The sequence below is a fragment of the Methylobacterium sp. AC433 genome (genome assembly GCF_979253015.1).
Genome location: NZ_CEEDBN010000021.1, coordinates 39,385 through 62,247 on the forward strand (window position 1 = coordinate 39,385; position 22,863 = coordinate 62,247).

Annotated in this window: 22 protein-coding genes; 11 read left to right on the forward strand and 11 right to left on the reverse strand. The window is 70.5% G+C overall.

All coding sequences use genetic code 11. The features are described 5' to 3' along the window. Nucleotides 1–77: 77 nt before the first annotated feature. Entirely contained in the window at nt 78–440 is a 363-nt protein-coding gene (gene rpsP, locus AC0IWM_RS21590) for a 30S ribosomal protein S16 (RefSeq protein ID WP_055957770.1), read from the forward strand. Nucleotides 441–453: 13 nt separating this feature from the next. Beyond that, on the forward strand, nt 454–1,140 hold the full coding sequence (gene rimM / locus AC0IWM_RS21595) for a ribosome maturation factor RimM (RefSeq protein ID WP_471758405.1): 687 nt from the start codon (nt 454–456) through the stop codon (nt 1,138–1,140). A 21-nt stretch (nt 1,141–1,161) separates the two neighbouring features. Here the strand turns inward: rimM and AC0IWM_RS21600 are convergent, their stop codons facing one another. Further along, nucleotides 1,162–2,721, reverse strand: a complete 1,560-nt coding sequence (locus AC0IWM_RS21600; protein WP_471758407.1) for a sensor domain-containing diguanylate cyclase — start codon at nt 2,719–2,721, stop codon at nt 1,162–1,164. A 288-nt stretch (nt 2,722–3,009) separates the two neighbouring features. Here AC0IWM_RS21600 and AC0IWM_RS21605 point away from each other — a divergent pair, with 288 nt between their 5' ends. After that, on the forward strand, nt 3,010–4,662 hold the full coding sequence (locus AC0IWM_RS21605) for a sensor histidine kinase (RefSeq protein WP_471758409.1): 1,653 nt from the start codon (nt 3,010–3,012) through the stop codon (nt 4,660–4,662). A gap of 10 nt (nt 4,663–4,672) precedes the next feature. Here AC0IWM_RS21605 and AC0IWM_RS21610 read toward each other — a convergent pair whose 3' ends face one another. After that, entirely contained in the window at nt 4,673–5,485 is an 813-nt protein-coding gene (locus AC0IWM_RS21610) for a class I SAM-dependent methyltransferase (RefSeq protein WP_471758411.1), read from the reverse strand. 71 nt (nt 5,486–5,556) lie between these two features. Here AC0IWM_RS21610 and trmD point away from each other — a divergent pair, with 71 nt between their 5' ends. After that, complete coding sequence (gene trmD / locus AC0IWM_RS21615; RefSeq protein WP_471758413.1) at nt 5,557–6,258, forward strand: tRNA (guanosine(37)-N1)-methyltransferase TrmD; 702 nt, start codon at nt 5,557–5,559, stop codon at nt 6,256–6,258. A 63-nt stretch (nt 6,259–6,321) separates the two neighbouring features. Here the strand turns inward: trmD and AC0IWM_RS21620 are convergent, their stop codons facing one another. Continuing rightward, nucleotides 6,322–7,278, reverse strand: a complete 957-nt coding sequence (locus AC0IWM_RS21620) for a helix-turn-helix domain-containing protein (protein WP_471758415.1) — start codon at nt 7,276–7,278, stop codon at nt 6,322–6,324. 325 nt (nt 7,279–7,603) lie between these two features. Between AC0IWM_RS21620 and AC0IWM_RS21625 the strand changes: the two genes are divergently transcribed. The 3 genes from AC0IWM_RS21625 to mtnA all read left to right on the forward strand — a co-directional run bounded on the left by AC0IWM_RS21625 (nt 7,604) and on the right by mtnA (nt 11,635). Beyond that, the gene (locus AC0IWM_RS21625; RefSeq protein ID WP_471758417.1) at nt 7,604–8,782 is read left to right on the forward strand and encodes a phosphoserine transaminase; all 1,179 of its coding nucleotides are present in this window, start codon (nt 7,604–7,606) and stop codon (nt 8,780–8,782) included. 44 nt (nt 8,783–8,826) lie between these two features. After that, complete coding sequence (gene serA, locus AC0IWM_RS21630; protein ID WP_471758419.1) at nt 8,827–10,419, forward strand: phosphoglycerate dehydrogenase; 1,593 nt, start codon at nt 8,827–8,829, stop codon at nt 10,417–10,419. 118 nt (nt 10,420–10,537) lie between these two features. Further along, complete coding sequence (gene mtnA, locus AC0IWM_RS21635; protein WP_471758421.1) at nt 10,538–11,635, forward strand: S-methyl-5-thioribose-1-phosphate isomerase; 1,098 nt, start codon at nt 10,538–10,540, stop codon at nt 11,633–11,635. Between the two features lie 4 nt (nt 11,636–11,639). Here mtnA and AC0IWM_RS21640 read toward each other — a convergent pair whose 3' ends face one another. From AC0IWM_RS21640 to AC0IWM_RS21665, 6 genes are all read right to left on the reverse strand, one after another. Continuing rightward, on the reverse strand, nt 11,640–12,635 hold the full coding sequence (locus AC0IWM_RS21640; protein WP_471758423.1) for a MaoC family dehydratase: 996 nt from the start codon (nt 12,633–12,635) through the stop codon (nt 11,640–11,642). 84 nt (nt 12,636–12,719) lie between these two features. After that, the gene (ychF, locus tag AC0IWM_RS21645) at nt 12,720–13,817 is read right to left on the reverse strand and encodes a redox-regulated ATPase YchF (RefSeq protein WP_056475471.1); all 1,098 of its coding nucleotides are present in this window, start codon (nt 13,815–13,817) and stop codon (nt 12,720–12,722) included. Nucleotides 13,818–13,884: 67 nt separating this feature from the next. After that, nucleotides 13,885–14,493 (reverse strand): aminoacyl-tRNA hydrolase, encoded by a 609-nt coding sequence (gene pth / locus AC0IWM_RS21650; protein WP_056475474.1) that lies wholly within the window; start codon nt 14,491–14,493, stop codon nt 13,885–13,887. A gap of 126 nt (nt 14,494–14,619) precedes the next feature. After that, entirely contained in the window at nt 14,620–15,312 is a 693-nt protein-coding gene (locus AC0IWM_RS21655; RefSeq protein ID WP_471758425.1) for a 50S ribosomal protein L25/general stress protein Ctc, read from the reverse strand. Nucleotides 15,313–15,739: 427 nt separating this feature from the next. Next, nucleotides 15,740–15,967: a hypothetical protein gene (locus AC0IWM_RS21660; protein ID WP_471758427.1), complete on the reverse strand. Its 228-nt coding sequence runs from the start codon at nt 15,965–15,967 to the stop codon at nt 15,740–15,742. A gap of 150 nt (nt 15,968–16,117) precedes the next feature. Continuing rightward, nucleotides 16,118–16,414, reverse strand: a complete 297-nt coding sequence (locus tag AC0IWM_RS21665) for a hypothetical protein (RefSeq protein WP_471758429.1) — start codon at nt 16,412–16,414, stop codon at nt 16,118–16,120. A gap of 227 nt (nt 16,415–16,641) precedes the next feature. On the opposite strand from AC0IWM_RS21665, the gene AC0IWM_RS21670 reads away from it, so the two are divergent. Together AC0IWM_RS21670 and AC0IWM_RS21675 are read left to right on the forward strand one after the other, a co-directional pair. Beyond that, entirely contained in the window at nt 16,642–17,091 is a 450-nt protein-coding gene (locus AC0IWM_RS21670; RefSeq protein ID WP_471758431.1) for a MarR family winged helix-turn-helix transcriptional regulator, read from the forward strand. Nucleotides 17,092–17,250: 159 nt separating this feature from the next. Beyond that, nucleotides 17,251–17,778 (forward strand): retropepsin-like aspartic protease family protein, encoded by a 528-nt coding sequence (locus AC0IWM_RS21675; RefSeq protein WP_471758433.1) that lies wholly within the window; start codon nt 17,251–17,253, stop codon nt 17,776–17,778. A gap of 87 nt (nt 17,779–17,865) precedes the next feature. Here the strand turns inward: AC0IWM_RS21675 and mutS are convergent, their stop codons facing one another. Together mutS and AC0IWM_RS21685 are read right to left on the reverse strand one after the other, a co-directional pair. Beyond that, nucleotides 17,866–20,619, reverse strand: coding sequence for a DNA mismatch repair protein MutS (mutS, locus tag AC0IWM_RS21680; protein ID WP_471758435.1), 2,754 nt, complete (start codon nt 20,617–20,619; stop codon nt 17,866–17,868). 160 nt (nt 20,620–20,779) lie between these two features. Next, nucleotides 20,780–21,073, reverse strand: a complete 294-nt coding sequence (locus AC0IWM_RS21685) for a hypothetical protein (protein ID WP_471758437.1) — start codon at nt 21,071–21,073, stop codon at nt 20,780–20,782. A gap of 487 nt (nt 21,074–21,560) precedes the next feature. Here AC0IWM_RS21685 and AC0IWM_RS21690 point away from each other — a divergent pair, with 487 nt between their 5' ends. Together AC0IWM_RS21690 and AC0IWM_RS21695 are read left to right on the forward strand one after the other, a co-directional pair. After that, nucleotides 21,561–21,785: a hypothetical protein gene (locus AC0IWM_RS21690; RefSeq protein WP_471758439.1), complete on the forward strand. Its 225-nt coding sequence runs from the start codon at nt 21,561–21,563 to the stop codon at nt 21,783–21,785. Nucleotides 21,786–22,000: 215 nt separating this feature from the next. After that, entirely contained in the window at nt 22,001–22,636 is a 636-nt protein-coding gene (locus tag AC0IWM_RS21695; protein ID WP_471758441.1) for a hypothetical protein, read from the forward strand. Nucleotides 22,637–22,863 lie beyond the last annotated feature (227 nt).

Consider the following 22,863-nt stretch of genomic DNA (forward strand, 5'->3'; position numbering starts at 1 on the left):
GGGTTCGCGCCCACGGACTCGCCATTCGCTACGCGCTCCTCGCCCTCACACGACACACTGACACTTGGAGTAGAACCATGTCCCTCAAGATCCGCCTCACCCGTGGCGGCGCCAAGAAGCGCCCGTACTACCGCATCGTCGTCGCCGACGCCCGCGCCCCCCGCGATGGCCGCTTCATCGACAAGGTCGGCGTCTACGACCCGATGAAGGCCAAGGACGATCCGGCCCGCATCGTGCTCGAGGCCGACAAGATCCAGGCCTGGCTCGCCAAGGGCGCCCAGCCCACCGACCGCGTCCTGCGCTTCCTCGACGCCGCCGGCCTCGCCAAGCGCCCCGCGCGCAACAACCCGCAGAAGGCCGAGCCGGGCGAGAAGGCCAAGGAGCGCGCCGCCAAGCGCGCCGAGAAGGCCGCCGCCCCGGCCGAAGACGCCGCGGCCTGAGGCGCGTCCGCGCATGGCCCGCCGTCCCGGAGGCACATCAACCCACGGTGACGGTGGCCGCCGTGCGCGGCCCGGCCGCATCGGCAGCGATGCGGCCACCTCGGCCCGCCGGCCGAAGCCCGACGCCGATGCGCCCCTGCCGCCCACCGACCCGAGCCTCGTCCAGATGGGCGAATTCGGGCGGGCGCACGGGCTCAACGGCGAGGTCCGGCTGAAGTCCTACACCGGCGACCCGCAGGCGATCGCCTCCTACGGGCCGCTGATCGGCGCCGACGGGCGCCGCATCGAGCTCACCGACATCCGCCAGGCCGGCGGCGCCTCCCCCGACCTCCTGGTCGTTCGGGTGAAGGGCGTGACCGACCGCACCGGCGCGGAGGGGCTGAACCGCCTCGCCCTGTTCCTCCCGCGCGAGCGCCTCGGCACCGTGGCGGACGAGGACGAATTCTTCACCGCCGACCTCGTCGGTCTCGCGGTGGTCGACACGCAAGGCGCGGTCCTCGGCACCGTCGCGGACGTGCCGAATTACGGCGGCGGCGATCTCCTGGAGATCAAGCCGGCCCTCGGCGGCGCCACCGCCCTCCTGCCCTTCACCAAGGCCTTCGTTCCGGAGCTCGACGTCGCCGGCGGCCGCGTCGTGGTCGATCCCCCGGACGACCTGTTCGCGCCGGCCCAGCCGCGCCCGCCCGACGAGCCCGCCTGAAAGCCGGACCGCGGCCCGCGCTCAAGCGGAACCGGTCCCGGATGCCGCGCCCCAGGCCGGCGCCCGATCCCCGGCGGCCGACGATTCACGCGACGTCCGGCCGATATGCGTCCGGTTTCGGCCGTCCGCCTTCGCCGCGTAGAGCGCCGCATCGGCGTCGCGGTAGAGGTCCATGACCGCCCGCGGTCCGTCGCGGCCCGAGGACGTGCTCGCCAGCCCGATGCTCACCGTCAGCGAGCCGGCGGGGATGCCGGCACCGGGAAGGCCGAAGCGCCGGACCTCGGCATGGATCCGGTCGGCGACGCGACGGGCGGCCGCCAGGTCGGCGGCGAGCAGCAGCACGAATTCCTCTCCGCCGACGCGGCACACGAGGTCGCCCGGGCGTCGCGCGCTCGCCATCAGGCAATGCGCCAGCCCCTTCAGGACCTCGTCGCCGACGGCATGGCCGTGGCGGTCGTTCACCGCCTTGAAGTGGTCCGCATCGATCACGAGCAGCGACAAGGGCTGGTCGGGCGGCAGGCCGGACCTTTCGCGCTCCGCCAGGGCCTCCTCGAAGCGGCGCCGGTTCGGCAGGCCCGTCAGCGCATCGGTCAGCGACAGGCGCGCCAGTTCCGCCTCGATCCGGCTCCGGTGCCGGAGCTCGCGCCCGAACAGCAGCGAGAGGCCGGCGCACAGGCCGCACAGGCTGAGCACGGCGCTGCCGATCACCAGCGCCTTGGCGCGCCATTCCGCCTCGATCTCCTCGGCGGCCAGGGCGACGTCCAGGATCAGCGGCAGGTCGCCGATCCGCGTGAAGGTGTGGTGCCGGTTCTCGTCGCCGCGGACCGAGGCGCCGACGAAGGTGCCGGCGCCCTCCCGCACGAAGCGCTGGAAGGTCGGCGCGGCCGCGACGCCGACGCCGATCTCCTCATCGATGGCGGGGTGGCGCATCAGGCGCCATCCGTCCGCGAGGTAGAGGTTGATCGCCCCCTTGGTCCCGAGGGCGATGTTGGCGAAGAGCCGGCTGAAATAGGTGAGCTTCAGGGACGCTTGGACGACGCCGCCGAAGCGGCCGTCGGGCCCGTTGATCCGGCGGCTGAGGACGATGACCGGCACGCCGAGGAGGCGCGACACCACGGGCTCGCTGATGAAGAGCCCGACATCGGACCGATCGCGGTGGACCCGGAAGTAGCTCCGGTCCGCGTTGTTCAGGGGACGGGCCGGGATCCCCTTGGCGTCGAAGACGGTCCTGCCGGTCTCGTCCACCACGAGGATGACGCCCATGTCCCGCGCCATCACGGCCCGGTCGAAGAGGATGAGTTGCTGCAGCGCGGGGCTGGCCTCCGCGAATCCCGGTGCCGTCAGGTTGTCGGCGACCCCACGCAGCGACAGGTCGATGATCTCGATGTTGCGGGCGATGTCGCGCTCGATCACCTGGAGCAGATTGCGCGAGGTTTGGGTCGCCTTCTCCCAGGCATCCGCGCGCAGGTCGAGCAGCATCAGCCCCGAGATCGCGAGCAACCCGAGTGGTGCCAGGATGCCCAGCCCGATCCAGGTCTGCGACGAGCGCAGCCGGTGCACGAGATCAACCAGCATCTGCATCGACGACCATCCCACCTCCGTTCGTGAGCTTTGCCCCACATGCCACGGCAAGTCCTAATCGGAGGTTGCATGATCCGAGGTCGCAGGTGCGGTCGCGGCGCCACGGAACCCGACGCCGGCTCCGCATCGTCATGCGCCCGCGCTCCTGAGGGTCAGCGGTTCGGGAGGGTGGGGACGCGGTCCGTGGGGCAGCGCGGCGTGCTCCACGCGTGCAGGTAGACCCGTTCGAACTAAGTGACATGAACAGAAATAGCCATTACAACGACTGGCCGCCGGGAAAGTTCCCCCATGAGCTACCACCTCGAGCAGGGTATCAGGCCAGATACAGCCGATCCCGCGCGTCTTGCTGAGCTCAGGGCCCTCGACATCCTCGATACCGCGCCTGAACAGGCCTTCGACGACGTCGTGCAACTGTGTCGTCTTCTGTGCGGGTCCCCGGTCGCCCTGATCAGCCTCGTGGACGAGAACCGCCAGTGGTTCAAGGCCCGCGCCGGGTTCCCGCCCTGCGAGACCGATCTCAACGCCTCGGTCTGCGTCTATGCCCTGAGCGAGGCCGACCTCCTGGTGATTCCGGACCTGGCGGACGATCCGCGCACCGGGCGGAATCCGCTCGTCACCGGTGAACCGCACATCCGCTTCTATGCCGGCGCGCCCCTGCGGATGCAGAGCGGCCAGGTGCTCGGCAGCCTGTGCGTACTCGATCATCAGCCGCGCCCGGACGGGCTGACGGACGATCAGGCCGACGGCCTGCGGCGCCTCGCGCGCCAGGTGACGACCCTCATCCATGAGAGCCGGCAGATCGCCCTGGTCAAGGCCGAGGAGATCTACGCCCGGGCGGCCTCGCTCCTGCGCGCCGCGCTGATCGAGCTCGGGGACTTCCTGCGCAACGAGGCCTCCGTTCCCGCCATGACCCAGCGGGCGGCCGAGATCGTCGGCCGGACCCTCGACGCCGATCGGACCGGCTACGGCGAACTCGATGCGGCCGGCGAGCACATCACCGTCCACCGCGACTGGACGACCGCCGGCACGGCCAGCCTGGTCGGGCGGCACCCCTTCGTGAATCAGGACACCCTCGGTCCCGGCCTCGCGCGCGGGGAAACCCTCGTCGTCGACGCCGTGGCGGACGATCCACGGACCGCGGAGACGGCCGCCCGCCTCGCCCGGATCGATGTCGGCGCCCTGCTCAACGTGCCGGTGCGCGAGCGCGGCCGAAGCGTCGGGCTGTTCTTCGTCCACAGCACGGCACCGCGCGCCTGGCACCCCGAGGAGGTCGCCTTCGTCCGCAACGTCGCGGATCGCGTCCAGGTCGGCATCGCGCGCCTGCGGGCCGAGGAACAGCAGGCGGTCCTGAACCGCGAACTCAGCCATCGCATGAAGAACATGCTGGCCATGGTCCAGGCCATCGCCACCCAGACGCTCCGCAACGCTCCCGACCTGGACACGGCCCGGGACGTCCTGGCCGACCGGCTGTTCGCGATGAGCAAGGCCCACGACCTGCTCCTCAACGGGACGCGCGAGAGCGCGAGCATCGAGGCGGTGATCCGCGGGGCGCTCGAGATCCACGACGATGCCGGGTCGGGACGCCTGCGGCTCGCCGGACCCTTCGTCCAGGTCGGCTCGAAGGCCGCCCTGTCCCTCGCCCTGATGGTCCACGAACTCGCGACGAATGCGGCCAAGTACGGCGCCCTCTCCTGCCCGGAGGGGACCGTCGCGGTCACCTGGACCGTGGAGGCCGACGGCCCCGAGTCGATGCTGACCCTGTCCTGGCGGGAACGCGGAGGACCCGCGGTCGTCCCTCCCACGCGCCGCGGGTTCGGGAGCCGGCTGATCGAGCGCGGCCTCGCGGGTGCCGTCGGGGGCAGCGTCCGCACGACCTACGCGCCCGTGGGTGTCGTCTGCGAACTCACGGCGCCGCTGCGCGGGATCGAGGCGGAGGAGTGAGCCGCGCCCGTCATCGCGGCGGGCTGCCCGGTCCGTCCTTCGCGCGCCGGGTGGCGTCGTCCCGGCAGGGACGGATCGTGCGCGGGTCCGGCCGGTCCGCCGCCACGGGCGCTTCGAAGATCGCGAGGTAGCCGACGCCGCCGTCGAGCACCGTGACGCCGGTCTGCCGATATCCGGCAGCGGAGAGCTCGCAGGCGAGGAGCGCGGGCGGCGTTCCGTGGCGCGAGGGCACGTCGTCCGCGTCGACGATGCCCACCTTGCCCCCCGGCTTCATCATCGGCGCCAGGTTGTGGAGCAGTCCGAAGGGCTGGGCGATCTCGTGGTACATGTGGACCAGCACGGCCGCGTCGAGCGAGGCGGCCGGCAGGCGCGGGTCGTGCGGCTCGCCCCGCACCACCGTGACGTTGGTGAGGGCGCTCTTGGCGATGCGCGCTTCCAGCCCCGCCAGGTAGCGGGGCGTCACGTCCTCGGCGTAGACGTGGCCCTGCGGGCCGACGCGCTCGGCCAGCCGAACCGTGTAGTAGCCGCTGCCGGCCCCGATATCGGCGACGCTCTGGCCGGCCGCGATGCCCATCAGGCGAACCACCTGCCCGACCTCGTCGACCGAATCACGCTGCTTCTCCGAGGCCCAGAGGGGCGCGACGATCTCCGCCACCGGCCGGTCGGGCCTGGGAAAGGCGGAGGCGGGCGTGCCCGCCGGGGCCAGGGGTTCGGCCGCGCGGACCGGCTGGACCAGCGCGAAACCCGTCAGCGCGAGAGAGAGGGTGACGGTCCGCAGGAGCGGAACGACGGCACGGTTACGGAGGAAGCGGGAAGCGGCCATGCCAGGACAACCCGTCGCCGCCGCTTCGGTGCCACGTTGACCGCGCGCGCCTCCCCGCGCCATCAAGCGCCATGACCCTCAGCCCCTGGAACGCCACCGTCCTCACCCTCTACCCCGCGATGTTCCCGGGACCCCTCGGGGTGTCCCTGTCCGGAGAGGCGCTGGCGCGGGGCACCTGGAATCTGGAGGCCCGCGATATCCGCGAACATGGTCTCGGACGCCACCGCGCGGTGGACGACACCCCCGCCGGCGGCGGCGCCGGCATGGTGCTGCGCTGCGACGTCCTCGCCGCCGCCATCGACGCGGCCGCCGCGCCGGACGATCCCCGGCCCCGGCTCCTCATGAGCCCGCGCGGCCGCCCCCTGACGCAGGGCCGCGTGCGGGCCCTGAGCGAGGGACCCGGCGCGCTCATCGTCTGCGGCCGCTTCGAGGGCGTCGACGAGCGGGTGATCGCCGGGCGCGGCCTCGAGGAGGTGTCGATCGGCGATTACATCCTCTCCGGGGGCGAGGTCGCCGCGCTGGTGGTGCTCGACGCCTGCGTGCGCCTCCTGCCCGGCGTCATGGGCAAGGTCGCCTCCGGCGAGGAGGAGAGCTTCGAGACTGGCCAGCTCGAATACCCGCACTACACCCGGCCCCGGGACTGGGAAGGCCGCGCGATCCCCGACGTGCTCACCGGCGGCAACCACGGCGCCATCGCACGATGGCGCCGGGCGGAGGCTCTGCGCCTCACCCGGGAGCGCCGGCCCGACCTGCTGCGCCCGCCCGAGGGCTGAACCGGTTCGCGCGGGCAGGGATCTCGCGCTCGGAACGGACCCGGATGGCTCGAAGCGGGCCGTTCAGAGACGCGCCGTCTCGCGGTAGTCCCGCGGCGGCAGGCCGAACCGGCTCTTGAAGGCGCGGCTGAAGAGCGAAGGATCGCGATAGCCGCAGGACAGCATGATGTCCGTGATGGTCCTGCCGTGGCCGCCCGGAGCGGACAGGCGGCGCCGAGCCCGATCGAGCCGCGCGTCCCGGATCGCCGCCGCGATGCCGCCATCGACGAGGAACGCCTCGTACAGGCGGGTCCGGGAGACCTTCAGCGTCACCCGGACCTCGTCCGGCGTCAGGCCCGGATCGTGGAGCCGGCGTTCGATATACGCGCCGGCCAGGGAGCGAAGGCCGACGGTCGAGGCTGCGTCGTCCGGCAATCCGGTCTCGGGATCCACGACCCCCCTGAGGAGATGCAGCACGGCGCCGAAACCATGGGCCGTCTCGGCCTCGGACATGCGCTCGATCGAACCGGCGAACGACGTCAGGTAGCCGGCGAGCAGGTCGGACAGGGGACCGCCGCCCCGGATCGTCCGGCCGGCGATGCTCCCGACGCTTCCGATGTGGGAGGTGAAGACCGTGCGCGGAAAGTGCAGGCGGATCTCCTCGTAGGCGCCCGGAAGACCCGACACGAAGGGACGGTCGAGGGCCGTGAAACCCATGTCTCCGGCCTTGAGAACGCCACCGAAGGCGCCCTGCTCGTGATGCGCCCGGCCGGCCATCAGCAGGCTGACGCAGACGTCGTCGACGTTGTCCGACCGGACATGCCGGTCGTTCCGCTCGACCAGCACGCCGCTGCTCCGGGTGTGCATCAGCGTGCCGTGGGACGAGACGGCGAGCAGTCTCTCGGCCGCGAAGCTCCGGACATCTTCCGTGTTGGAGGCATCGACCCGTGCCAGCGCCGTGCTGCGCCAGTAATCGAAGCTACGACCGGGTTCGACGTCTCGGGTCGTCTGACGCTGGGCGAAGATCACGGTCGTCGACACCCGGTCAATTGGTTCAAGTCCCTGAACGCGCAGATGTACATGGGCACCGACCTCGATCAAGCCGGATGGGGCTGTTCGGCCGCTGCGTGCCCGATCAACTTTCCGGATGTCGTAGTTTTCGCCGAGCGAGTCGGCGATCCGGCCCGAACGCGCATGGTCTCGTGCCGCCGGGCGCGGATCGGCCCGTCCGCCCACGGAGGTTCGACCGCCCGTGCGGGTGCGGATTGATCCCCGCCGCGATGCCGGGCGCTTGCGTCCGGAACGGCGCGGGTCCATTGGCGTCTCCGGGCCACTCCTCCCCAACGAGGAGCTCTCATCTGGAAGGATGACGCACGTGACCAACCGACCCGCCACGCGCCCCCGCGTGCCGAATTTCTCGTCCGGCCCCTGCGCCAAGCGCCCGGGCTGGAGCCTGGAGGCCCTGGCCGGCGCGCCGCTCGGACGCTCGCACCGCTCCGCCGTCGGCAAGGCCAAGCTCAAGGAAGCGATCGACCTCACCCGCACGGTGCTGCAGGTGCCGGCCGATTACCGGATCGGCATCGTGCCGGCCTCCGACACCGGCGCCGTCGAGATGGCGATGTGGTCGATGCTGGGGCCGAGGACGGTCGAGGTCGTCGCCTGGGAGGCCTTTGGCCTCGAATGGGTCACCGACGCCCTGAAGGAACTCAAGATCGCGCCGCGCGTGCATGTCGGCGCGTACGGCATCCTGCCCGACCTCTCGGCCGTCGATACCCGGCACAACGACGTCATCTTCACCTGGAACGGCACCGCCGCCGGCGTGCGCGTGCCGAACGGCGACTGGATCGCCGCCGACCGCGAGGGCATCACCATCTGCGACGCCACCTCGGCCGCCTTCGCGATGCCGCTGGACTGGTCCAAGCTCGATGTCGTCACCTTCTCCTGGCAAAAGGTCATGGGCGGCGAGGCCGCGCACGGCATGATCGTGCTCTCCCCCCGCGCCGTCGCCCGCATCGAATCCAACGTCCCGGCCTGGCCGGTGCCGAAGGTCTTCCGGCTCGCCAAGGACGGCAAGCTGATCGAGGGCATCTTCAAGGGCGACACCATCAACACGCCCTCGATGCTCGCGGTCGAGGATTACCTCGACACCCTGAAATGGGCCGAGCGCATCGGCGGCCTCCCGGCGCTCCACGCCCGGGCCGACGCCAATGCCCGGATCATCCACGACTGGGTGGCGCGCACCCCCTGGATCGGCCACCTGGCCGCCGATGCCGGCACCTACAGCAACACCGGTGTCTGCCTCGTCGTCACCGATCCGGACATCCTCGCGCTGGGTGACGCCGTGGTGAGCGCCGTGGCGAAGGGCATCGCCGACACCCTGGACCGCGAGGGCGTCGCCTACGACATCGGTGCCTACCGGGACGCCCCGGCCGGTATCCGGATCTGGTGCGGCGGGACCGTCGAGGCCTCCGACCTTGAGGCCCTGACCCCCTGGCTCGACTGGGCCTTCGCGGCCGAGAAGGCGAAGCTCGCTCGGGCGGCCTGAAACCCGAGCGTCGTTCGCCACGCGCGACGGAGCCGGACGCCGACATGCCAGCGCCCAAGGTGCTCATCTCCGACCCCCTCTCCGAATCGGCCGTGCAGCGCCTGCGCGACCGCGGCCTCGACGTCGATTTCCGCCCCGACCTCGGCCGGGACCGCGACGCCTGCGCGGCGCTGATCGGGGCCTATGACGGCCTCGCGATCCGCTCCACCACCAAGGTCACCGCCAAGCTGCTGGCCCGCGCCCAGCGGCTGAAGGTCGTCGGGCGCGCCGGCATCGGCGTCGACAACGTCGACGTGGCGGCGGCCACCGCCCGCGGCGTCATCGTGATGAACACGCCCTTCAGCAACGCGATCACCGCCGCCGAGCACGCCATCGCGATGATGTTCGCCCTCGCCCGGCAGATCCCGCAGGCCGATGCCTCGACCCAGGCCGGCCGCTGGGAGAAGGCCCGGTTCATGGGCACCGAGCTGACGGGCAAGGTTCTGGGCATCGTCGGCTGTGGCAACATCGGCGCCGTCGTCGCCGACCGCGCCATCGGCCTGAAGCTCAAGGTGATCGCCTACGATCCCTACCTGACGCCGGAGCGCGCCGCCGAGATCGGCGTCGAGAAGCTCGACCTCGACGCGCTCCTGGCCCGGGCCGACCTGATCAGCCTGCACGTCCCCCTGACCGAGCGGACCCGCAATATCCTCTCGGCCGATGCCCTGGCTCGGGTGAAGCCGGGCGTCCGCATCGTCAACTGCGCCCGCGGCGGCCTCGTCGACGAGGTCGCGCTGCGTGCCGCCCTCGAATCCGGTCGGGTCGGCGGCGCCGCCTTCGACGTCTTCGCGACCGAGCCGGCCTACGAGAACCCGCTCTTCGGGCATCCGAACGTGGTCTGCACCCCGCATCTCGGCGCCTCGACGAACGAGGCGCAGGAGAACGTGGCCCTGCAGATCGCCGACCAGATGGCCGATTACCTGCTCAGCGGCGCCGTCGCCAACGCGGTCAACATGCCGTCGATCTCGGCCGACGAGGCGCCGCGCCTGAGGCCTTTCGTGGAACTGGCCGAGAATCTCGGCTCGTTCCTGGGCCAGCTCACCGACGCACCGATCCGCAGAATCCGGGTGACCTACGAGGGCGTGGTGGCGGAGATGAACATCCGCGCCCTCACCGCGGCCGCCGTCACCGGGGTGCTTCGCCCCGTCCTGTCGGGCATCAACATGGTCTCCGCTCCGGCGGTGGCGCGCGAGCGCGGCATCATGGTCGAGGAGGTCACCCGCGCCGGCGCGGCACCCGATTTCGGATCGGTGATCCGCATCACCGTCGAGGCGGAGGACATGCCGCGCGATGCGGCCGGCACGGTCTTCCACGACGGCAAGCCGCGCATGATCGAGATCCGCTCGATCCCGATCGACGCCGCCTTCGCCGAGCACATGCTCTACGTGCGCAACCGCGACCAGCCGGGCTTCATCGGGCGCTTCGGCAGCGTCCTGGGCGAGGCCGGCGTCAACGTGGCGACCTTCAGCCTCGGGCGCGACGCCAAGGGCGGCAACGCGATCTGCTTCTGCGCCGTCGACGCGCCGGTGAGCGACGCGGTCCTGGCCCGGATCGCCGCGATCCCGCAGGTGAAGCGCGTGCGGCCCCTGCGATTCTGAGCGGGCCGGATTCCGGAAACGCCGGGCTGCAAGCTGGCCTCCGAAGCGCATTCTGACGTAAACGCGGTCCGACGAAGAGGCCTCGGGCCTCGGCCCCGCCAGCATCCGGATCCGCCCCATGAAGATCGACGGCAAGCCCTACCGAACCATCTTCCCCGCCGAGGACGGCGCCACCGTGGCGGTGATCGACCAGACCCGCTTGCCCTTCGCCTTCGAGCTGAAGACGCTCTCGACCCTGGACGAGGCCGCCGTGGCGATCCGCACCATGGTGGTGCGCGGCGCCCCGCTCATCGGCGTCACCGCCGCCTACGGGCTCGCCCTCGGCCTGCGCGCGGATGCCTCCGAGGCCGGGGTCGACCGGGCCGTCGCGACGCTGGCCGCCACGCGCCCGACCGCGATCAACCTGCGCTGGGCCCTCGACCGCGTCGCCGCCAAGCTCCGCACGGTGCCGGAATCCGAGCGGCCCGCCTTCGCCTACGCGGAAGCCGGGCGCATCGCGGAGGAGGACGTGGAGAACTGCCACGCCATCGGCGTCCATGGCGCGCAGATCCTCGGCGAGCTTCATCGCCAGAAGGGCCGGGCGATCAACGTGCTGACCCACTGCAACGCCGGCTGGCTCGCCACCGTGGATTGGGGCACGGCCCTCGCTCCGATCTACGTGGCGCACGAGGCCGGAGTGCCGGTCCACGTCTTCGTGGACGAGACGCGCCCGCGCAACCAGGGGGCGGCCCTGACGGCCTTCGAGCTCAATGCCCACGGCATCCCGCACACCGTCATCGCCGACAATGCCGGCGGGCACCTCATGCAGCACGGCGCCATCGACGTCTGCATCGTCGGCTCGGACCGCACCACGGCCTCGGGCGACGTCTGCAACAAGATCGGCACCTACCTGAAGGCGCTGGCCGCCAGCGACAACCGGGTGCCGTTCTACGCCGCCCTGCCCTTCTCGACGATCGATTGGACGCTGCACGACGGCGTACGCGAGATTCCGATCGAGGAACGCGACGGCCGCGAGGTCACCCATCTCACCGGACGCCTGGCCGACGGCGGCTTCGCCACGGTCGAGGTGGTTTCGCCGGGAAGCCCCGTGGCGAACCCGGCCTTCGACGTGACGCCGGCCCGGCTCGTCACCGGCATCATCACCGAGCGCGGCGTCGCCCCGGCCGATGCCGAGGGGCTGCTGAGCCTCTATCCGGAGCGGCGCAGGGCCGCCTGACGCCTCAGGCCTCGGGAGCCCACTGCCAGAACACCGAGCCGGTGAAGGCGAAGACCTTTTCGCCGCGCTGGTTCACGCCGGTGTTCTGGTGGGTCGCGAGGCCCCAGCCGGGGCGCGACGCGGTCTCGCGCTTGTCGATCAGGGCGCAGCCGTAGCGGATGGTGTCGCCGGCATAGACCGGCGCGAGCCAGCGCAGGTCGCGAAAGCCCGGCGAGGGGCCGAGTTGCGGGACGGGACCGGACATCGCCGTATGGGCGACGTCGCGGCCGCGGGTGATGTGGAGCCGCTTCATCCAGGCGGCGGCCGTGTGCCAGCCGGAGGCACAGAGCGCGCCGAAATGGGTGTGGCGGGCGGCCTCGGGATCGAGGTGGAAGGCCTGCGGATCGTAGGCCCGCGCGAAGGCCGTCACGGCGTCCGGCGTGAAATGGTGCGCGCCGAGGTCCCGCACGGCGCCGATGGAAGCCGCTTCGAGGAAGGGGAGCAACTCGACGTCGTCGGACTCCTCGGGCGGCACGACCTCCTGCCGGGACACCGCCCGCGGCGGCAGCGGCGCCGCGCCGCGGCGGGGGAACATCACCGTGAAGATCTGCGTCATCACGCGCTCGCCGTCGCCGTTGAGGACGGTCATGGCGAAGCCGACGAAGCCGCGGTCAGGCTTGGTGTTCGAGACCCGGCAGGTCTCGACCCGGACCGAGATGCCGAGGCGATCGCCCGGCAGCACCGGCCTGAGCCAGCGCAGCTCGTTGATCCCGGGCGAGCCCATCGAGGTCGCGCCGCGGAAGACGTGCTCCTGCAGCAGCCGCATCCCGAACCCGGCGGTCTGCCAGCCGGAGCCGATCAGCCGGCCGACGAAGGTTGCCTTGGCGGCCTCCCGATCGAGGTGGAACGGCTGCGGGTCGAATTCCCGGGCGAAGGCGATGATCTCGGCTTCCGTCACCGTCACCGGACCACCCTCGATCACCGTACCGGGCGTGAAGTCCTCGAAGGCGATGCCGGTCATGCGGGTCCTTTCAGGCGCTGGGGATCAACGGGCCGCGGGACGGCCCGGCGATGCGGGAGCGAGGCCGCCTCCGCTTGCGTCGGATCAGTTGGCGAAGCGGAAATGCAGCACGTCGCCGTCCTGCACCACGTACTCCTTGCCCTCGAGACGGAACTTGCCGGCTTCCTTGGCGCCGGCCTCGCCCTTCAGGCTCGTGTAGTCGTTGAAGGCGATGGTCTCGGCGCGGATGAAGCCCTTCTCGAAATCCGTGTGGATCACGCCGGCGGCGGCCGGGGCCCGGGTGCCCTTCTCGATGGTCCAGGCGCGCGCTTCCTTCGGGCCGACCGTGAAGTAGGTGATGAGGCCGAGGAGTTCGTAGCCGGCCCGGATGACGCGGTTCAGGCCGGGCTCGGCGAGGCCGACGGCCTCCAGGAAGTCGCCCTGGTCGGCCAGGGGCATCACGGCGATCTCGCTCTCGATCTTGGCGGAGACCACCACGGCCTTGGCACCCTCCGCCTTGGCGCGGGCCATCACCGCCTCCGAATAGGCGTTGCCCTTGTCGGCATCGCCCTCGTCGACGTTGCAGACGTAGAGGACCGGTTTCGCCGTCATCAGGCCGAGGCTCTGGAACAGGCGCTCCTCCTCGGGCTTGCGCTGCACGAGGCGGGCGGGCTTGCCCTCGCGCAGCAGCGGCAGGGCGCGCTGGACGAGGTCGAGGGTTTCCTTGGCTTCCTTGTCGGCACCCTTGGCCTTCTTCTCCAGGGCGATGACGCGCTTCTCGAGGCTGTCGAGGTCCGCGAGCATCAACTCGGTCTCGATGGTCTCGATGTCGGCCGCCGGATCGACCTTGCCCTCGACGTGGGTCACGTCACCGTCGGTGAAGCAGCGGACCACGTGCGCGATGGCGTCGACCTCGCGGATGTTGGCGAGGAACTGGTTGCCCAGGCCCTCCCCCTTCGAGGCGCCGCGCACGAGGCCGGCGATGTCCACGAAGGTGAGCCGGGTCGGGATGATCTCCTTCGACGCGGCGATCTTCGCGAGATCGTCGAGGCGCGGGTCCGGCACCGCCACCTCACCGACATTCGGCTCGATGGTGCAGAACGGGTAATTCGCCGCCTGTGCGGCCGCCGTCTGCGTCAGCGCGTTGAAGAGGGTCGACTTGCCGACGTTCGGCAGGCCGACGATGCCGCATTTGAAGCCCATGGGTCACCTGTCCGTTCGCGGGTCTGATGGAAGCCTGCCCGCGTGAAATCCGATGTGGCCGCCGCGGTCAATCGCGCGCGTTGACCTGCTTGACGTCGTCCCAGCCGCGCCCCGCCAGGGCGAGGTGGACCTTGTTCTGGAAGCTCGCATCCTCGCCGCCCGCCAGCAGGGGCGCGTGGTCGGCGATCGCCCGGCAGAGGTCGTCGACCCAGGCCTCCTCGCCCTTGCCGAAATCATTCAGCACGTAAGCGTGCACCAGGGCCTTGTCCCCGGGATGGCCGATGCCGAGGCGGACCCGGCGATAATCGTTGCCGCATTGCGCCGTGATCGAGCGCAGCCCGTTATGGCCGGCATTGCCGCCGCCCGTCTTCACCCGCAACTTCGCCGGAGCGAGGTCGAGTTCGTCGTGCAGCACGATCACGTCGGCGAGGGCGATCTTGTAGAAGCGCTGCGCTTCCTGCACCGCGCGCCCGGATTCGTTCATGAAGGTTTGCGGCTTGAGCAGGATCGCCCGCTCGGTGCCGAGGGCGACCTCGGCGATCTCACCCTGGAACTTGCGGCGCCACGGCCCGGCGCGGTGCACGCGCGCGATCTCGTCCACGGCGAGGAAGCCGATGTTGTGGCGGTTCTTGGCGTAGCGGGAGCCGGGATTGCCGAGGCCGACGATCAGGCGCATGGCGCGAATCGATCCAGACAGGTGTTTTCGAGGGACCGCGGAGCGCGGCCCCGGAAACGGAGATGCCCCAGCCTGATGGCCGGGGCACCCGCAGGGATGGGATGAGACAGGGCTTGCGCCCCGGTCTCAATCCTCCTTCTTCTCGTCCTCGGCGGCTTCCTCGGACGCCTCTTCCTCGGCCTTCTCCTCGGCGGCCTCGGCGGACTGCGCCTCGGCGATCGCGGCCTCCTCGGCCTCGACCTCGGCGCCGAGAACGGTCGGCGGCACGATGTTGGCGATGGTGGCGTCGGGCTCACCCGTGAAGGTGGCGCCGGAGGGCAGCTTCACGTTGGTGATGTGGATGGCATCGCCGATCTCGCGACCCGTGAGGTCGACCTCGATGGCATCCGGGATCGCGTCGGGCGCGACCTCGAGGGCGAGGGTGTGGAGCACGACGTTGAGCGTGCCGCCCTTCTGCTTGATGCCGGGCGCCGCGTCCTCGTGCAGGAAGTGCACCGGAACCTCGACCGTGATCGACTGGCCGGCGACGACGCGCAGGAAATCGACGTGGATCGGCACGCCCGACACCGGATCGAGGTGGAAGTCGCGCGGGATCGCGCGGGTCTTCTTGCCGCCGGCATTGATCTCGAACAGGGTGGTCTTGAAGCCACCGGCGTAGATCAGCGTGCGGACGCGGACGAGGTCGATGGCGATGGATTGCGGGGCCTGACCGCCTCCGTAGATGACGGCGGGAACTTGACCCTGGCGACGAACGGCCCGGGCGGCCCCCTTGCCGACCCGGTCGCGTGCCACGGCCTCAAGCGTCTTGACTGCGCTCATGGCGTGATCCTTTTGAAAATGAAAATCCCGGGGAAACGCGAAAGGCCGCCCGAAACGGACGGCCATGCCCCGATCCCCGAAGCGCCCGTGCCTCCAAGGGTGTCTGGCGGGCGCTGGCGCGGCCTATACCCGCAAGCGTCGCGCGGCGCAACCGAAGTGTCTTTTCGATAGGGTGGTTTCGGATCGAACGGCCGTCCTCAGGCCATAGAGCAGGCGCGGACCCCTATCCGGGATCGCCCGCGGGCTGTGGCTGCCCGGCATGCCCGTCGACGAGAGCGGCGCCAGCGGCGAGCGCACCGGTTCCACTCAACGCTCGGCGGTTCGAATGATTCGGATGGTCCTTTCGAGACGAGAACGCTCCAATGGGAGACCTCCCATTGGAGCGCGGGTCGGAGGACGCCTGCCGTGATGCACGGGGCGGCCCGTCTCAGCGGACGGAGGCGTCGGCGGTCTCGGCGACGCTCCGCCGGGTGGCGGGGGCGCGCGGGGTCAGGGAGGGCGTCGTCGTCAGTTCGGAAGCGGGACGCACGGCGGCCGTGACGCGGGCCTGCTCCCGATACAGCGGCGGAGTGAGGAAGGTGCGATCGTCCGCCAGGGCGGTGTTGGCCAGGCTGGCCGTCGTGAGCGTCGCGAGGATGAGGGTACGGAGGGTCATGATGAAGGTCCTTGGTGTTCCGGGGGCGCGTGAGCCGTTCGGTGATCGCAATGTATTCGCACTGCACCATCATTCAAACAGATGCTTTCAATAGCCGATATCGACTGAATCAATGTTGATGAGGGGTGGCCGAGCCGGGCGTCGGGTCGGTCAGCGCGCGGGGGCGTCGAATCGGGCGCCCCAGACGTTGAGTGTCCGGCTCGCTTCGGCGGGAACGGGCTCGACGGTGCCGCCGGAGGTGTAGGCACGCTTCGGCGCGACCGGAGCGGCCGTCACGCGGGCGCCGGCACTCTCCGTCGGCAGAACGGTCTCGGCCGGATGCCGGTCGGCCGCTACGAAGGTGTGGCCCCAGGCCTGATAGGTGCGCGGCTCGGCGGCGTTGGCGTGCGCCGCGACCAGGCTGAGGCCGGCGGCGAGAACAGCGGCGAGGGTGCTTCGAACGGTCATGGTCTTTCTCCGGGATGTGAGCCTTGGATCCGGTCCGCCGTCCTGGCGGAGCGCCTCGGCCCGTTGTAATAAGGTTGATATAAACGTTTCTGGATCGAATTCCGTGCGGCGCAGCACATAGGTTGATATCAATTCTCTGAGGCGGTGTCCGAATGACGGGCTCGCCCGGGTCGCAACCGCGGATCGATCGACTATATGGTTGGTATCAACCCGATGGAGGCCGCCGCGTGGCGCGTTCACCCGATCTCACGCCCGCCGTCGCCGCCACGGTCGAGCGGGCCTGTTTCAACTTCGCGGCCCAGCGGGCGGCGCGCGCGATCGGGCGCCGGTACGATGCCGTCCTGCGACCGACGGGTCTGTCGAACTGGCAGTTCACCCTGCTGATGATGCTGGTGCGCGACGAGGCGCCCACGGTCACCGCCCTGGCGCAGCATCTGGCCTCCGATCGGACGACCGTCACGGCGAACCTGAAGCCGCTGGAGCGCCGCGGGCTCCTGGCGATCCGACCCGACGCGGACGACCGCCGCGTCAGGCGCATCGTGCTGACGGACGAGGGTCGGCACCTGCTGAGCGAGGCCTACCCGCTTTGGCAGGCGGCCCAGGCGGCCTGCGGGAAACAACTCGCCGGCGTCGGACAGGACACCTTCCGATCCGCGGCCGCCGCCCTTTCCGGCTGACGCCGAGGGGATCGCGCCCCGGCAACGCGATCGAACTCATCAGCGACTTCGAAACCATAGGACCGGATCGCCGGCGCTCGCGCCGGATATCCGGCCCGCTGCCGACGGCTCGTTCACCCTCCCTGCCCTAGCCTTCGGCCTCGGCGAGGGATGGATTCGATGACGCGACCGATCGTGTGGGCGCTCGGAGTGACGGCGGCGGCGGCGATCTGGGCTGTCGGCCTGGCGGATCGATTCCAGCGTCCGGCCCCGGAGCAGGCCGCGGTCGCGACGCCGCTGGCGGAGCGTTCGCCGCCCTCACTGCTCCGCAGCGGCCCGAGCACCATGACGCTCTTCGCCGATGCGCAGGGACATTTCTCCACCGACGTCACGGTCGACGGGCAGCGCCTGCGCATGCTGGTCGATACCGGGGCGACGACCTGCGCCTTCACCTACGAGGATGCCGAGCGCGCCGGGCTGCGGGTGAGCGAACGCGATTTCCGCGTTCCGGTCCAAACCGCCAACGGAATCGCCATGGCGGCGGCGATCCGGATTCCCGAGATGCGGATCGGCACCATCACCGTCCAGGGCGTCAACGGCATGGTGATGCCGCGCGGGCGGCTCTCCACCAGCCTCCTCGGCATGTCGTTCCTGAAGCGCCTGAACGAATTCAGCATGAATGGCGGCCGCCTCACCCTGCGCGGATGACACCCGGACCGGTGCGATCGAGCCCGGCCTCCCGGCGGCCGGCCCACGGGACCCCGGCCCTCGGCACCGGATCCACGGAAGCCGTCCTCAGCCGCCGTGGCCGCTCGCGGCCTTGAGCCGGTACAAGGCCTCCAGGGCCTCGCGCGGCGTCAGAGCGTCAGGATCGATGGCGTCGAGGGCGAGCCGCAAGGTGTCGTCGGGCGCCTCGGGGGCCGGCTCCGGCATCGGCGGCGGCGCGAGGTTGGCAAAGAGCGGCAAGTCGTCGATGCGGGGGCGAGACGGGCGGTCGCGCTCGGCCTTCTCCAGATGCTTCAGGATCGATCCCGCCCGCGCGATGACGCCGGCCGGCAGGCCTGCGAGCCGTGCCACCTGCAGCCCGTAGGAGCGCTCGGCCACGCCCGGCACCACCTCGTGCAAGAAGACGACCTCGCCCTTGTGCTCGGCCACCCGCAAGGTCGCGTTGTCGAGATGGGACAGACGCTGCCCGAGCGCGGTGAGCTCGTGGAAGTGGGTCGCGAACAGGGCGCGGCAGCAGTTCTGCTCGTGAAGGTGCTCCAGGCAGGCCCAGGCGATGGAGAGACCGTCGAAGGTGGCGGTGCCGCGACCGATCTCGTCGAGGATGACGAGGGAGCGCCGGGTCGCCTGATTCAGGATCGCGGCGGTCTCGACCATCTCCACCATGAAGGTCGATTGCCCGCGTGCGAGGTCGTCGGCCGCCCCGACGCGGGAGAACAGCCGGTCGACGAGGCCGAGGCGAACGCGGGTCGCGGGAACGAAGGCGCCGATCTGCGCCAGGACGGCGATCAGCGCATTCTGGCGTAGGAAGGTCGACTTGCCGCCCATGTTGGGGCCCGTGACGAGGCGGATGCGCCCGCGCCCCTCCCCCGACAGGTCGCAATCGTTGGCGATGAAGGGAGCCCCGGACAGCCGCAGGGCCGCCTCCACCACCGGGTGGCGCCCGCCCTCGACCACGAAGGCGTAGCTCTCGTCGACCACCGGCCGGCGCCAGTCGCGCTCGACGGCCAGCTCGGCATGGGACGCGGCCACGTCGAGGCCGGCCAGCGCCTCCGCCACCTCCGCGATGGCGGTCGCCTGCGCCAGGACCCGCCCCGCGAGGGCGTCGAACACCGCGCTCTCCAGGGCGAGGGCCCGGTCGGTCGCGCCCGAGATCCGGCTCTCGAGCTGGCCGAGCTCCACGCTGGTGAAGCGCATCGCGTCGACCATGGTCTGGCGATGGATGAAGGTCTCGCGCATCACGCCCTTGAGGCAGGCCTCCCCAACGCCCTGCGGCACCTCGATGTAGTAGCCGAGCATGTTGTTGTGCTTGATCCGCAGGGTGCGGCAGCCGGTCTCCTCGGCGTAGCGCGCCTGCAGGGCGGCGATGACCTTGCGCGAATCCTGTCCGAGCAGGCGGCTCTCGTCGATCTCGGCATCGTAGCCCGCCCGCACGAAGCCGCCGTCCTGGCGCTTCAGGGGCAGGTCGTCGGCCAGGGAGGCGCGGAGTTCCGCGACCAGGGCGCGGTCCACCGCCCCCAGCCGGGTCGTGGCGGCCACGAGATCCTCCGGCAGGCGTTCCAGGGCCGCGCAGCGTTCCGCGAGGTCCTGCGCCGCGTCGAGGCCGTCGCGCAGGGCCGCGAGGTCGCGCGGTCCACCCCGTCCGAGGGCGAGACGCGAGAGGGCGCGGGCGAGGTCCGGCGCCCGGGCGAGGCTGTCGCGGAAGGCCGCGCGGGTGGCGGCGTCGTCGGCCAGGAACTCCACCGCCGCGTGCCGGTGGCGGATCGCTTCGAGGTCGGTCAGGGGGCCGGCGAGGTGCTCGGCGAGGAGGCGCGCCCCACCCGCCGAGACGGTCCGGTCGATGGCGTCCAGCAGGCTGCCCCGGCGTTCGCCGGAGAGGGTCCGGGTCAGTTCGAGATTGGCCCGGGTGGATGCGTCGATCGAGAGGGTTGCCCCAGAGCTCTCCCGCGTCGGCGGCGAGAGCGTCGGGCGCGCACCGATCTGCGTGCGCTCGATGTAGAGCAGGGCCGCCCCGGCGGCGGCGATCTCGGCCCGGCCAAACTGCCCGAAGCCCTCCAGGGTGGTGACGCCGAACTGCGCCTTGATCCGTCGCTCGGCCGCCGCCGGCTCGAGTTCGCCCTGGGCCAGCGGCGTCACGGGTGCCGGGCATTCGCGCCAGAGCCGCGCCAGGGCCGGGTCGGCATGGATCGCCTCCGACAGGACGATCTCGCGCGGATCGTGGCGGGCGATGGCCGAGCCCAGTTCGGCCGCCGGGATTTCGCTCAGGGAAAAGCGCCCTGTGGAGATGTCGACCGCGGCCAGTCCGTAGACGGAGGCGGTCTCGCCGGCCTTGCGCCGGCCGATCGCCAGCAGGACGTTGGCGCGGGCAGGATCGAGGAGGCGATCCTCGGTGATGGTGCCGGGCGTGACGAGGCGGACCACCTCGCGCCGGACGACGGATTTCGGCCCCCGCTTCTTCGCCTCGGCCGGATCCTCCGTCTGCGCGCAGACGGCGACGCGGTGGCCGAGGGCGATGAGGCGGCTGAGATAGTCGTCGGCGCGGTCCACCGGAACGCCGCACATGGGGATGTCGGCCCCCCCGTGCTTACCGCGCTTCGTGAGCACGATCCCGAGGGCGCGCGAGGCGATCTCCGCATCCTCGAAGAACAGCTCGTAGAAGTCACCCATCCGATAGAACAGCAGGCAGTCGGTATTGGCGGCCTTGATCTCGATGTACTGCGCCATCATCGGCGTGGCGCCGGCCGTGTCGAGGACGGCAGCGCTGGTGGTGTAGTCCGAGGGGGCGGAACCGGTCTTGGCGACGGAGCGGGCGGGACGCTGTGACATGGCCCCAGCATAGCAGAGCGGCCGCCCGAGGATCAGCGCGGCGGTGCGTCTGGCCTGGGGAGAAACACGGGCGAGGCCTCACATCCGAACGCGGAAGGGGCCGGCATGCCCAGCATGCCGGCCCCCGATCGACACGGGCCGCGAGGGCCGCGAACGGCGATCAGTAGCGCGGGCCGCCCGAGGTGTTGCCCTTCTGCTGCTGGTAGCCGGGCTGCGACGGGTTGCGGGAGTTCGGATCGCTCATCATGCGCGAGCGCGGCATGCGGTGCATGCGGCGGTGATGACGATGGTGGCGCATGCCACGGTGGTGCCGGTGGTAGGCCACCTGATCGATGCCCTGGTCACCGGCCACGGCGACGGCAGGCGCCGGCATCACGGGAGCGGCCGACGCAGATGTCAGTCCGATGGCGCCAAGCAGGGTGCTGGCGGCCAGAGCGATCGCAAGTTTCGTCATGAGTTCCATCTTCCGTCGACGCGCCGGTTGCGCATCCAGCCAACAAGTTCTTCGTAGTGAATCCGTTCCCATTTCGGAGCCGGAGCAGGTTGGATTCAGTCGCGGGGACTCGGCACATGGCAAAGACATCGGAAATCGAACGCCGCATGCCCGGCTGAACAGACGTCGGCCTCCCGCACAAGCCCGTGCGCAGGCGTCAGGCCGGGCCTGGACCCGGACCTTGCCTGCCGCCGCCGATGCCGGCCGGAAATCTTCTCCGGGCCGGCCCGAACCAGGATCGGGCGCGATGGCGTCACGGGTGCCCATCGGATGGATCGACCGCGAGACGGGCTGCCTCACGGCACCGGCCGGCGACCGGCGCATTCATTGCCTCGGGCGCCGGACGCTCTGTATGAGCATTGCTCGCGTGCCGTCGCCGGCGCACCGGCGATGCGCCTCGATCCCAGCCCGTCTGCGAGGCGGGATCATGCCCTGGAAGGAAACCTCCATGTCCTGGACCGTCCACTGGAGCGAGCCCGTCGAACCCGGTCTGATGGAAGAGGACATCACGCCCCACGTCTACCTCGCCCTGCGCGGCGAGGAGGAGGCGCTGGCCGTGGCAGGGGAGTTCCTGGAAAAGGGGCTGATCGTCTGGTCGATCCGGCGGGACCACGGGATCCTGGAGATGGACCGACACCGGGTCTTCCACCATTTCAATCCGCTGACCTCCTAGGGTCGCGGATTTCGGCGCCGCGCATCGGCCGGGATCTCGCGGATCGGCGCGGATCGCAGGGTACGCTTTTGTCCGACCCCTGGTGATAAAAGTCTGACGTTTGGTACCCTTACCTGAACGTCCGAGAAGGGTGAAACCGGACATCGGTCTTTGGTGGGTGATGTCGGGGTTGCTTGGCAGGTCGCGCAGCCCGCAACGCCGTAAAGGAGCGATCTGTGGGTGCGTTCTTTGTCCGCTACAGGTGGCTGACGGCCGCGCTCGTCATCGTCCTAGCCTTCGTGATCATCTTCGGCATCTGGTCGCAATGGATCAGTGCCACGCCCTTGGACGCCCCTCTCCCCATGTCGCTACCCGGTCGGGTTGAGACGGAAGTGCGCGTCCGGCTAGCCTGCCCGCACCGCCTCAACCTCTACCTCTCCAGCAAGACGCGCACGCGCGAGGAGATGAGGCGTCTTGTCGGGGAATACGGAACGGCCGAGGGAGTAGAAATCCCGCTCCGATGGTCCTTCCGCGACGCGACCGGGCGTGTCGTGGTCTCCGGCGAGGCGAAGAACGAGGGGAGCGATGGACACGATGGAGAGGGCTTCTACCGCTCGGCGAGCGGGTGGCTTCCTCTCCCTCCTGGACGATACCGGCTAGACGCGGGCTTGACGGACGAGGTGATAGGATTGGAAGGCGTTTCCGTCCGGATGAACTTCCGATGTCAGCCCAAAAGTTCAGCTGGGTGGCAAACCGATCTGCTTTTCTTCGGCTCGATCACCTGGCTTCTCGCCTGGCCACTGGCGGTGGGACTGGCTTTGCTGCTGGTGGCTCTGGCAGTCCTTGAGCGAGTGCGTGCACGGGCGGGGTGATTGCGGGACGGTGCACCGAGGCCAACTTCCTGTTAGAGGCAGGAGCAGGCTCAGGAGGTGTCATCCGGTATATTCCAACCACCAGCCGCCGAAGCTTCGCTCGCAGCGGACGTGCTTCGCCGAACCCGGCGCGGCCGGAATCCGGCGCTTCGCTCAGAACGCGTTGGTTCGGCGCGTGATTTCGGCCAGGACGGTGCGCACGAGGATCTGGATGTCGAGGCGCAGGC